This is a genomic window from Chitinibacter tainanensis DSM 15459, assembly GCF_000429785.1.
In the GTDB taxonomy this organism is placed as follows: Bacteria; Pseudomonadota; Gammaproteobacteria; order Burkholderiales; family Chitinibacteraceae; genus Chitinibacter; species Chitinibacter tainanensis.
This window is the reverse complement of record NZ_KE386951.1, coordinates 386,383-397,886: the sequence shown is the minus strand read 5'-3', so window position 1 is coordinate 397,886 and position 11,504 is coordinate 386,383. Positions and strand designations below refer to the sequence as shown.

The window sequence follows — 11,504 nt, the reverse complement described above, 5'->3', positions numbered from 1 at the left end:
TCTCGCCAATGCAGGCCGTTTTAGGGCTTGCGGGCACCGAGTGGTGTACCCGAGCGACAGCGTAGCTCAATGTGCATTGGCGAGTGGCTCAATACGTGGATTAAGGCGTGAGCGTTAGTACGACGGTGTCGGTATAACCATTGGCCACCGCGGCGGCGTCTAGATCGCTGCCTTTGATTTTGGCGCTTAAATTGAGTGTTTCTGGGCTGGCGATGCCTGCCCCGGTGCCGCTTTCTTTGTCTAGTGCCAATTCATACGGCAGTTTATTCGCGCCGCTGATTAATTGATTACTGCCGTTTTCGGCATTCCGGCCAGAGTCGGCCGAAATCGTGTATGGCACGCCTGCACTGCACCAAAATTGCGTTGACGCGGGTTGGCTAACATCGCCTTGGCCTGCCCGTAAGTCGCCCATATTGATGGTGACGTCAGACGCATCGGTAAAGGCACACGTGCCGACGATATTGGCATTGATAATGACGTTTTTGCTCGCCGCTACCGCCGACGTGGCTAGAGTGGCTGCCGCAAGCGCTGCAAGTAGATGGGTCGCAATTTTATTCATGATGATGCCTCTTTTGAAAACAATGGGTTTAAAACGCATAAACCTAGTTCACAGTTTAATGAGGCAGGGAGTGCGCTTCATCGCAGTAGTCCACTGCGACGGCGTGTAATATTACATCGAAGCTTACGGGTTAACGCTCAGTACAACGGTGTCGGTGTAGGTGCCAATTGGGCGGGTGGCGTAGTCGGCTTCCAATACGGTGGCTTTGAGCTGTAAATCAATCACGCTGCCTTGGCTGATGCCCGAGCTAGGGCTCACCGTAATGGCGTAGGGTAGGCGCGCATTGCCATTTCTAGCCGCCATTTGCCGCTGTGTTCCCGATGGATATAAACCATCGCTGAGCCGAACGTAGAATTCGGTGCCGCTGGTGCAGGTGACAGGCACGCTGCTTTGCAGTGTGCGATCGCCATGGCCTAGCTCGCCAAAGTCCATCACTAAATCTTCGCCAGTCACAAAACTACAACTGCCCAGCACGGTAATTTGTAGCTGCAATTGGCTTGTCGCCGCCGCTTGCGTGAATGTGCTGAGGGCGCATAGCAAGAACGTGGCTAATAGTCGATAAATACGCGTTGCCATTGTTGTTCCTCCCTTTTGCTGATAGCGGCCCACTGTCGGCCTTGTTTACAGTCAACTGGGCCTTGCTGCGTGGTTGTGATGTCGAGCGGGGCGCTTGCAGGAGGCAATTTCGTGGCGCAAGTTGACACCACATTGGCGCTAATTCTCACTTCTTTAGCCCAAAGCGATGAAACAACTAGGCTGAGGAAAATTAGACCTAGAGTTCTCATAAAGTCAACTGAAGTTAAAACTTGGAAAAGGCTAAGCAGCATATTTTTTGCCAAAACGTAGCTTAAACGAAGAAGTTAATGCTTTGGGCATTTTTTGCGAACGCTGAATTGACCTACCTCTGGAGGGTGTCCTAATTTTGTGTAAATGGTTATTTGGCAGGAAACTGCCGTATTGTCCGGATAAGCTCCATATTTGCAGGGCTGCAATATCAGCAGCTTCACCACCTTCCCTAGTGCTCAACAGTTTTCAATTCTTGCTCAAAAATTGATACGATTGCGAAAACAGTCGAGATACTTTCTGCATGAGCTCAGCATCAAAACAACCTTTCACCCGTTACATCGTTGGCCAATATGGAGAGTGGTCATCTGCAGGCCCAATTCTGGGTGAGGAGTCCCCAGGCTATCCAGTTCATCGCGTTGCACCAGACGAGCCTCATGTTAAACATGCTGTAGCTTGGTTTGTCTATGAGCATCACGCCATTCAATTCGCGACGCTACTCAACGCTTCAGATCGGTAAGTTAGCGTACGTGTATGCATAGCCAGTCACTCTAAGTAGCTGTACATCCACTCAACGTGCTGCGTGGGGTGGAAATCGGGCCTAGCAGGCTAGGTCTTCGAGTGGATGACCTCCTCCCGAAGAATCGTTAGGCCATCATTGCATTGAATGAAGGCCAATCAGATTGCCTTCAGTATCGACCACCATCGCAATAAAACCGTGTTCACCAATAGACAGTTTAGGTTTAAAAACTTCTCCACCATTTGCCGCCGCCCGTGCAGCCTCAACTGAACAGTCCTCGCAAGAGAAATAGACCAATGTACTCCCTCCAGAAGGGCAGCCAGGGAGTTTTACCAGCGCTCCAGCTGCACCTGAATCTTCCATTGACATTGGAAATGCCCACATCTCCATCTCTGGGAAGCCGATTGGATCAGGATTTTTTAGCTCTTCTAATGTGCCATCAAAGACCGCTTCGTAAAATGCCCTAGCACGAGGCATGTCCTGAACGTAGATTTCAAACCAGCCAACAGGATTGCTTTTCATGGTGGGGCACCTTTTGAAGAAGTTTTGAATAGGGCTAATGTATAGCCGATTCAACATGTTATGCAGGTTCTCTATTTCTTCTCAATCGTTTCGTGTTAATGATCCATGAAAGCTAACAGTCGGTTGTGCCCATTGGCACGCTTGTGTTCCGGCACCAGCGTTTTAAATCAAGCCATCTGGTCCGTATGCTCCCTAGTCTGCGGATTCCCTTAACAGAGAAGTGTCGTGATAAGTCGTGGTCACTTTTTTATGACTACTGGGTTAATTGCAGTGGCCGGCGTAAAACTGAACGCGATATGTGGCAAGGTGTTCAGGTTAATCACCACCTCATGCACGGTGTTTGCTTCCAGCGGGTCCATCGGGAGCAAGAATGCTTGGGCCGCATCAAAGCTCGACTCACCCTGATAGCAGCCCGTTAGATCACCAGGAATTGGATTGGTACACCCATTTTGGATACGACGAACCGGCAAAAACTGGCCAGTGCGGGTGTTTTTGATCGTTGCTGAGATGATTGAAGGCGTGACCCCTTGTGGCACTTGAATCAGAAGCGGGGTACCCACTACACGAGCGCCAACATCCGGTGCGGGATTCGGGACTTCCTGATTAGGGCGGAATTCATTGGGGACTTTGGAGCCTTGGCAGGGATAGGTTCTGGCGCGATCTTGGCCTACTTTGCCTGCATCCACGAAGGTCAAATCTGTAGTGGCACACTGAATTTGGCCACCTGATTAGAGGTGTTATCCTGCACCTCATCAGTGATTAGATGACTTCATGAACATCAAAACCAGACCCACATTCACGCCTGAATTTCGCCTCGAATGTGCGCAGCTTGTGCTCAACAAAGGCTATTCCGTTCGAGAGGCCGCCCAGGCAATGAACGTAGGTAAGTCGACCATGGATAAATGGGTTCGGCAATTGCGCGAAGAACTCGCCGGCATGACGCCCAAAGCACCCCATTCCTGATGAATTGATCACAGACCTGCTGGCTAACTACCAAAAACCCGAAGACCTCATCGGTGAGCAGGGTCTGCTCAAGCACCAGACCCGTTGGACTGGCTTTGATGACAAAATCCTCTCGCTCTACGCACGTGGCATGACGGTGCGCGAGATTCAGGCTCATCTGGAAGAAATGTATGGCACCGAGGTGTCGCCCAGCCTGATTTCATCGGTTACCGATGCGGTCATCGACGAAGTCAAAGCTTGGCAATCGCGGCCGCTAGACGCGGTTTATCCGATTGCATATCTAGACTGCATTCACGTCAAAGTCCACGAAGGTAGCGTGCGTATCAAAGCGGTCTATTTGGCACTGGGCGTCACTATGGCGGGTGAGAAGGAGGTGCTAGGTATGTGGGTTGCTCAGACTGAAGGCGCCAAATTCTGGCTGCAGGTCGTCACCGAGCTGCGCAATCGCGGCGTGCAGGATATCTTCATTGCCTGCGTCGATGGACTCAAAGGCTTCCCCGAAGCGATTGAAGCGGTCTTCCCCAAGACAGCGGTGCAGCTGTGCATCGTGCATATGGTGCGTCACAGCCTGAATTATGTTTCGTGGAAACGGCGCAAAGCGGTTGCGGAAGATCTGAAGCGGATTTACCAGTCGGCGACGGTCGAAGAAGCCGAACAGCGGCTAGCTGAATTTGAAGCGAGCTGTGATGAAGAATACTTGCCGATCAGCCAATCCTGGCGGCGCAATTGGCCGCGGCTGACTCCCTTCTTTGACTTCCCACCGGAAATCCGCAAAGTGATTTACACGACCAACGCGATTGAGTCGATGAATATGAGCCTGCGCAAGCTGACCAAAAACCGGGGCTCATTCCCGAGCGATGAAGCGTTACTGAAATTGTTCTATTTGGCGCTGCGCAACATCAGCCAGAAATGGACGATGCCACTGCGGGATTGGAAAGCGGCGCTAACCCGGTTTACTATCCAGTTTGAGGAACGACTTCCTCAGTAATCAACGAAGCCGATTTACACAAAATTCTGCACACCCTCACATGAGGCCAGCACGAGCATTCTTAAATAAAGCATGCTATAGGTCGTTGGGTGGCGATATAGCTTTCAAGTCTATTTCTAATTTTTCTGTAAAACTACTTCTCAGGTAAATCTAAGTGATTTACGGCGACCTGATGCTGCCATGCATTTCCATTTAATGCTCTTTCATATCCTAGTGAGAATAATTTTTTCATGTATTCTCTATCAAAGAAGTCGTTTGGCTTCTCATTGAAATCCATTGGGATCCAGGACAAATTGAAGCCGATGCCATCCCTTTGCGAAAGAATATAAACTTTGGCTAAATCGCCTATTCCCTGGGTCCGGATTAGTGATGAAATCGACTTGCTTAGAATTGGAACTAAAGAAAGTCCAACGTTGTCCCACTCCGGTGTCAACTTTGAATTCCTTATTACATAAATCTGTGGGGTGCCTTCAACCTTAAGTCGTTGTGCGATTAGTTTCCAATTCAAACCCGGTGCAGACAGAAATAGTTGTGAAGTTACACCGCCATCCACATGAACCTCCTGGTACACTCTAGTACCCACATTGACATCAATAAGCACAGGTGGGAAAGCCCCAGGGATGGATGCAGAGGCAAGAATCACTTTGTGAATAAGCTCCTTTGCATTTGGGCTGCCACTAGCCGCTATTTTGGTAATGTCCCATGTCACCGGACGCGTGGCGTCTAGGTTCGTCGTGCCAACTAACAATGATCGTCCCTTGCGGCCTTCAATCGCAATTTTCTCAATCATTTGATCATTGATGTATTTTTTAATGAGTGTTTTCAAGCGAACTGTATCTGCAGCCGCATCACCACTTATAATTGATAAAATGCTTCGGACTTCTATCAGATCCTTGGATGAGTAACTTGTGTATATTTCTTTTAATTGAGGATCATATTCAGAGCCTAAGAAAGCAAAAGGTGCGATCAGTGCTCCAGTACTTACACCTGTAACAATCTGAAATTCTGGGCGTTTGCCTGCTGCAGATAAACCGACCAGAAGTCCAGCCCCAAAAGCACCATCGGCGCCCCCTCCTGAAACAACGAGATAATTGTGAGGGCGATTCATTATCGCTGAAAACCTCGACTCCAATTCACTATCACTTAGATTTTTCCAGCGTTCAAACCCATCTGGAGTTTGATCTCCCCAGTAGCGTGCCTCTGGTATATCAGGGATAAAAGCTTGCTTCTCTAAAGCCTTCGGAAGAGGAGAGGTTCGATTTTGGGGCGTTGCACAGCCGGAAAAGGCAACAACCACGAACGAGAGGATGATGGAGCTAAGTAAAGTAGTAACCCATTTGCTACTGGTTGTAACAACGAATTGACTCACAAAGACTCCTTTAATTTCGAACGTGTCATTAGAGGTACGAAGACCCCCACAAATAATAAACCATCTTAGATCATCATCTTTTCATTAGGTTTACATCAAGATGGATCTTGGTGACTAGCATGCACAGATAAAATAATCATTTTTAGGCGTCTACTTGCTTGCAACTAGGCCTCAGCTACACAACAATGAGGGTTAACTAATCTACCAACCTAAGAACGTTATGCAGCTTCGCTTTGTGCTGATCTTTTTATTGTTATTGTCGTTCTATAGCAATGCAGGTCTAGATGCTTTGTTTCCATCCCAGATTCAGCGTGATGGTCAAAACGCAAGTGGGCCTACAAAGCTCATGACGGAGAATGATCCTCAGCGATTGGCACAGAAAATCGCCCTAGCTCAGCAGGCTATCGATCGACTCAATGCATCAGATAGTGGCGATCAGAACGACAATCGTATCTGGCTTGAGCTGCAAATCTATGCATACCAGCAAAATCAAGTTGCACTTGCCGGACTTGCTGGGCAAATCGAACTTCGTAAGTCAATTATCTCTCAGCCATTATTCCCAGTCGATAATATAGTAGATCTTGATAACCGGCGGAGTCAACTTCAATTAACAGATAATGAAATAAAAAATTTAATTGCAAGTTTGACTATGCAAGAAAAAGAGCTTGAGCAGAATCGAAGCAATCTTACCAATAGTGAGGTCGAGTTACGTCAGAAAACAGAAGCTCTAGATAAAAATGTATCCGATTCCAGTAAAAAGACTCAAGCACTACAGGCTCTTCAGATTGCACAGCTGAAGCAGGAAGCTTATTCCGCAATATTGGCGGCACAAGATGCTCGACAACGATTTACACGTGCCCAGTTGCAAACACAGCGCGAATGGCGTGATGCATTGAATGCTAGCCTCTTGAAAGTCTCCTCCGCACCTAGATTCGAAAAGCAGGACTTAGATCGCATATTGAGTAGCATTTCTAAACGCCAGAAAGAACTTAAAACTAAGCAACAGCAATTGAATGGAGAGGAAAACAAGCTACAGCTGGGTCTTGGTAATTTAATTGCCAGACGGCAGGAGTTGGAGCAAGAATTAAGACTATATCCATTAAGTGATAAAGTACAGGCAGACGAGAGAAGGAGACTCCTTTCTCATCAGCTTAATAAGCTAATGCAGGATGAATACCTTTTGCAGATGCGCCTAGAAAGCAATGCGATTAGTGCTGGTTTGCTGTCTGATAGTATTTTAGCAAATACACTTGAAAGTACATTCTGGAAGAAAAGATTTGAAATAAGTCAAAGTGCGGCTCGTGATCAACTCGCCGTTGTTCACGAGCAAATTCTAGGTTGGATTAAGCATCTATCTGGTCTGGAAGAAAATCTTGAATCATCCATATTGGTGGCGCAAAGCCAATCAGCTCGGCTATTTCAGGAAAAGGATCCCCATAGCCAAAATCTTGCTCAGCTATGGCAAGCCCGCGAAGCGCGCTATTCAGAAGCTAAAGCAGAGATTACACATAATCGGATGCTATTCAGTCGCTGGGCTGATGAATTCGCAGGAAAAGAAGTAACCCAAAGCCTTGGTGCCCGTTATTCGCAATGGCAGGATACATTACTGTCATTTGTTGAAAATAGTTGGAATTTTGAGTTGTTCAATGTTAACGATGATATTAACGTTGATGGACAAAATGTCTCAATTCGAAGAAGTGTTACCATTGGCAAGGTTATCGTTGCAATTCTATTGGTGACTGTCGGTTTTTCTGTGTGTATCTGGCTTGGTAATTTAATTGAGCGGCAAGTGCGCCAACATTCATGCTGGTCCCCAGTTGCAATTCGGATTACTAAGCGATGGTTACTTTCATTTTCATTCCTGATTCTATTGATTAATAGTTTGCTTTTGGTGCGTATCCCGTTGGCTGCGTTTGCATTTCTTGGTGGTGCCATTGCAATTGGTCTAGGTTTTGGTACTCAGACACTTCTTAAAAACCTCATTAGTGGACTCATGATGCTCCTAGAGCGCCCATTTAAGCCTGGAGATACCGTAGAAGTTGGTGGGTTACGTGGCACTATCGTTGATATGAGTGTTCGTGCTGCCGTTTTGCGCGATATTAACGGCATTGATACTCTAGTTCCCAACAGCACTTTTTTGGAGCAAAACGTCACGAATTGGACCTACTCAAGTAGTCTTGTGAGACAAAGTGTGCAAGTCGGTGTGGCGTACGGTAGTGATGTGAGATTGGTCGCTCGGTTACTTGAAGACGTTCTTCTGCAGCATGGGCATATCGACCAGCATCAAAAGAAAGAAATCCTACTTGAAGACTTTGCTGCAGATGCCTTGGTATTTGGTGTGTACTATTGGGTTGATCTAAATGGTTCAATGACGGGCCGGCAGATTGCTAGCGATTTGCGCTTTATGATTGAAGCAACTCTAAGAAAGCACAACATAGCGATAGCTTTCCCACAACGGGATGTACATATAGATCTAGCAGGAGATAAACCGCTTCGTGTTGAGTTGCAAGCTGCGAGTCTGTCAGTTGAAAATAGTAGGCCAAACCAAGCATGATTAGTCCTATTGTTTGCGTGCCCCTTGAGGGGCATGGATATTCTGATGCGCCACCACCCTTGATTATTTTTTAACCAGAACTGGATTGAGCGCTCCGATCGGTGTAAAGCTGAACGCGATCTGCGGCAAGGTGTTCAGGTTAATCACCACCTCATGCACGGTGTTTGCTTCCAGCGGGTCCATCGGGAGCAAGAATGCTTGGGCAGCATCAAAGCTCGACTCACCCTGATAGCAGCCCGTTAGATCACCAGGAATTGGATTGGTACACCCATTTTGGATGCGACGAACCGGTACAAATTGGCCAGTTCTGGTGTTTTTGATCGTTGCTGAGATGATTGAAGGTGTGACCCCTTGTGGCACCTGAATCAGGATCGGGGTACCCACTACGCGGGCGCCAACATCCGGTGCGGGATTCGGGACTTCCTGATTAGGGCGGAATTCATTGGGGACTTTGGAGCCTTGGCAGGGATAGGTTCTGGCGCGATCTTGGCCTACTTTGCCAGCATCCACGAAGGTCAAATCCCCTTGCAGGAAGGTCAGCCGGAACTGCTCGCTGCCATCAGCGGTGGTGGCTTTGACGAAAGAGGTACCCACGTCACTGAGCGGCAACATATTGGCCCCCAAGTGATACACCGTATTCAATAGGCTTTGAGCCATGGCTTGGCCGGCTGTATTCAAACTCTGGAAGGTATAGCCTGCCGGCAAGCCCTGGGTGGTGAGGGTTTCTGCAACCCGAGGCGTCGCCGTCATGCCGCCCGCACTATTGGCATTGGGATAGCCGCGATAACTGGCTCGCTGGGCTGGGGTGACACCGGTAAAACCAGTCTTACCCACGGTTTGAGTATGCACATAACTCAGATCGTTTTCGGCTACTCGGTTGAGATAATAGTTATTGGCATCAACCACTGCTGAATTGAGGGCGCTTGAAGTCGTGATGGCGCCGAACCCACATTCATTGCGCGCGGCATTCAAATACGCTTGCGCCGCTACGGTGGCTGTCGCAGTGGTCTGCGATGGATCCACTGTCGGTGCTGGTGTCACCAAGGGGGCAGGCGTACTGGTACTCGTCGACGTACCGGTATTGGTCGAGGCGCCTGTACCGCCACCCCCACCACAAGCGGTGAGTAGCGTGGTCAGCATCAGAAGACTCGTGGTGAGCGGGTGTGGATGTCGCATGATCAATCTAGGATTTGTTGTATGAGAATGAAATTTCAGGGGTAGGGTCCAGCTCTTCGGACGTGACAGCCTCTGGGTCCGCTAGGCATTCCAGCAAACGATTGACGACTCGCTCTAAGTTGGGCTTATGCACCATCCAGAATTGCGGCCAGTCGAATGCAAAGCCGACTTCGGGCGCCGCCGTCATATTGAAGATCAAATAACAGCGCGCCATCAGGGCGTACAACAAAGCCAGTCCACCGAAACCCATGATCAGCCTGCCGTCATTGGTCGCGAAACTCGCAAGCCAGGCCCCGAGCACCACAATTGGGGTGAAGATCGTCGGGACATTTAAAAAGTCACGCAATTTGAAGGCATCCCGAATATCGCTCGCGCTGGCCAAGAGATAGCGCTGTTGCGTACTGTGATTCACGATGCCAATCGGCAGCGTGCGGATTTCGGGTTTGCCAATCAGTGGTTTGAACTGAGACGAGGCGTAGAGCAGGCTCAGCACTTGTCCTTCGCGTACCGAGATATCCAACTTAGGCAAATCCACTTCGACTTCACCCACTGCAGGATCAAACAGCCAGAAGTGGCTATCAACCTCGGTTTTGGACGTTACATACAGCTTATGGGTATCAAACCCCGGGTGTTGACCGTAGTGGCTGGTGATTTTTTCTCGTTCGCGGCGCTCAGGGGCAAGGACGAGTCCGGTAAGACTCGTAAAGCCCACGAGGCGCTTCCCGAAGAAGTAATTCCGCATCCGAAAAGCACGCGCTTGGCAAAAGGCGTTGAAGTTCGTTTCGTCGAGCTCAATGGGCGTCTGATTCATAGCCTGACACTCCATCATTGTGTGCAGTATTGTTTGCTGAAGGCCTTCTGCGTCGGCAAAGCCTGACCTCGACCGACTGCACCACATAACTGATCGAACTGCTCCAGCTTGGGTCCCGCTAAGAGGCTATTGGCATTGCCCCGGCTGGCATTCGACAGTGACCACAGATCATCCGCCTTGAAGCGTTTGCATTCCTGCTGGATTTCGAACAAGCGATCGCAGTCCGCTTTGGCCAGCTTGCCGCCTTCAATGGGTTTGGTGGCGCCGCAATGTTTTGCCACCCACTCATCCACCCCAAAGCGACCGCTATCTCGGAAGACCTGCTCTGGCACACTTTGCACGCAGCGGTCCCATTCTGCGCCAGTCTTGGGTTTGGACCAGGCTGGGTGACTCAGGCAGAGTAATGCAATGAGGGGGAGTAGGATTCGTTTCATAGCGGGGCCTCGCGCAGGACAGGCTGTCATTGATCAGCAACTTCTCGTTGTTATTGCATAACACAAAGATAACGATAGTTGTCATATCTGCAACGATAGCGCGTAGTGAAGCGTGCGGCAACTGGGCATGCTGCAATGCATGAAAAATACAACCCAACCCGCAACAGCTCGACAAGTGTTTGCCTACAATGTCCGGCTGGCACGTCGACTTAAAGACCTCTCGCAAGAAGCGCTGGCCTTGCAGGCCGGGATGAGCCGAACCTATGTGTCGGAAGTGGAACGAGGGGAGCGGAATATCTCAATCGATAGCATGAGCTTGCTGGCACAAGCCCTCGGTGTGCCCTTGTCAAAGCTGGTCGACCCTGATGGGTTTGAGCACATCAAGCTCTAGCAAGGGCATCCATAACGGAGACAATAAAAAGCCCCATCCTTGGATGGGGCTTTTGCGTTTGAGGGACTTACTCAGTCGATCAAATTAGATCGCCAGTTCTTCCAGCGTTTTGCCAGCAGTCAGTGCATCGTGAACCCATTGAGGTTTACGGCCGCGACCTGTCCATTGTTGTGATGGGTCTTGTGGGTTTGCGTATTTTGCCGCAACTGCTTTAGCGGTTTTCTTGCCCGCTTTGCCGCCGAACAGGTCGGCGATGCTCAGGCCCAGAGTCGCTGCACGTTGTTGCACTTCAGCGCGCAGTTTTTCAATCTCGGTCGAGCGCCGGCTAGCCAACTCAGCATTAATCTGAGTGAGCAATGAATTCAGTTCTTCGTAGGTTTTGTTATCAAGTTGCATGTGTTTTCCTTAATTACTATAGGTACTTATTGTGTTGC

12 protein-coding genes and 1 pseudogene are annotated in these 11,504 nt (G+C 49.2%); 4 read left to right on the top strand and 9 right to left on the bottom strand.

What is annotated here, in order from left to right:
* Positions 1-100: 100 nt before the first annotated feature.
* The 4 genes from G482_RS0111260 to G482_RS0111240 all read right to left on the bottom strand — a co-directional run bounded on the left by G482_RS0111260 (position 101) and on the right by G482_RS0111240 (position 3,070).
* Entirely contained in the window at positions 101-559 is a 459-nt protein-coding gene (locus G482_RS0111260; RefSeq protein ID WP_028450108.1) for a spore coat protein U domain-containing protein, read from the bottom strand.
* 123 nt (positions 560-682) lie between these two features.
* The gene (locus tag G482_RS0111255; protein WP_034619523.1) at positions 683-1,135 is read right to left on the bottom strand and encodes a spore coat protein U domain-containing protein; all 453 of its coding nucleotides are present in this window, start codon (positions 1,133-1,135) and stop codon (positions 683-685) included.
* Positions 1,136-1,997: 862 nt separating this feature from the next.
* Positions 1,998-2,384: a VOC family protein gene (locus G482_RS0111245; RefSeq protein WP_028450106.1), complete on the bottom strand. Its 387-nt coding sequence runs from the start codon at positions 2,382-2,384 to the stop codon at positions 1,998-2,000.
* Between the two features lie 239 nt (positions 2,385-2,623).
* Positions 2,624-3,070, bottom strand: coding sequence for a hypothetical protein (locus G482_RS0111240; protein WP_028450105.1), 447 nt, complete (start codon positions 3,068-3,070; stop codon positions 2,624-2,626).
* An 85-nt stretch (positions 3,071-3,155) separates the two neighbouring features.
* On the opposite strand from G482_RS0111240, the pseudogene G482_RS18400 reads away from it, so the two are divergent.
* A pseudogene (locus tag G482_RS18400) lies at positions 3,156-3,335 on the top strand (transposase); the annotation flags it as partial.
* A gap of 28 nt (positions 3,336-3,363) precedes the next feature.
* Complete coding sequence (locus tag G482_RS0111230) at positions 3,364-4,335, top strand: IS256 family transposase (RefSeq protein WP_373277569.1); 972 nt, start codon at positions 3,364-3,366, stop codon at positions 4,333-4,335.
* Positions 4,336-4,468: 133 nt separating this feature from the next.
* On the opposite strand, the gene G482_RS18395 is transcribed toward G482_RS0111230, so the two are convergent.
* Positions 4,469-5,704 (bottom strand): patatin-like phospholipase family protein, encoded by a 1,236-nt coding sequence (locus G482_RS18395; RefSeq protein WP_156128948.1) that lies wholly within the window; start codon positions 5,702-5,704, stop codon positions 4,469-4,471.
* 220 nt (positions 5,705-5,924) lie between these two features.
* Between G482_RS18395 and G482_RS19665 the strand changes: the two genes are divergently transcribed.
* Complete coding sequence (locus tag G482_RS19665) at positions 5,925-8,258, top strand: mechanosensitive ion channel domain-containing protein (RefSeq protein WP_051258953.1); 2,334 nt, start codon at positions 5,925-5,927, stop codon at positions 8,256-8,258.
* Positions 8,259-8,321: 63 nt separating this feature from the next.
* On the opposite strand, the gene G482_RS0111215 is transcribed toward G482_RS19665, so the two are convergent.
* The 3 genes from G482_RS0111215 to G482_RS0111205 are packed head-to-tail and all read right to left on the bottom strand — an operon-like array spanning position 8,322 to position 10,586.
* Positions 8,322-9,398: a hypothetical protein gene (locus tag G482_RS0111215; protein WP_156905392.1), complete on the bottom strand. Its 1,077-nt coding sequence runs from the start codon at positions 9,396-9,398 to the stop codon at positions 8,322-8,324.
* Between the two features lie 43 nt (positions 9,399-9,441).
* Positions 9,442-10,245 (bottom strand): hypothetical protein, encoded by an 804-nt coding sequence (locus G482_RS0111210; protein WP_028450102.1) that lies wholly within the window; start codon positions 10,243-10,245, stop codon positions 9,442-9,444.
* A 14-nt stretch (positions 10,246-10,259) separates the two neighbouring features.
* Positions 10,260-10,586, bottom strand: coding sequence for a hypothetical protein (locus G482_RS0111205; protein WP_034619522.1), 327 nt, complete (start codon positions 10,584-10,586; stop codon positions 10,260-10,262).
* Between the two features lie 232 nt (positions 10,587-10,818).
* On the opposite strand from G482_RS0111205, the gene G482_RS0111200 reads away from it, so the two are divergent.
* Positions 10,819-11,070, top strand: coding sequence for a helix-turn-helix domain-containing protein (locus G482_RS0111200; protein ID WP_028450100.1), 252 nt, complete (start codon positions 10,819-10,821; stop codon positions 11,068-11,070).
* Positions 11,071-11,154: 84 nt separating this feature from the next.
* On the opposite strand, the gene G482_RS0111195 is transcribed toward G482_RS0111200, so the two are convergent.
* A complete protein-coding gene (locus G482_RS0111195) occupies positions 11,155-11,466 on the bottom strand; it encodes an H-NS histone family protein (RefSeq protein WP_028450099.1) in 312 nt (103 codons plus the stop codon).
* Between the last annotated feature and the right edge of the window lie 38 nt (positions 11,467-11,504).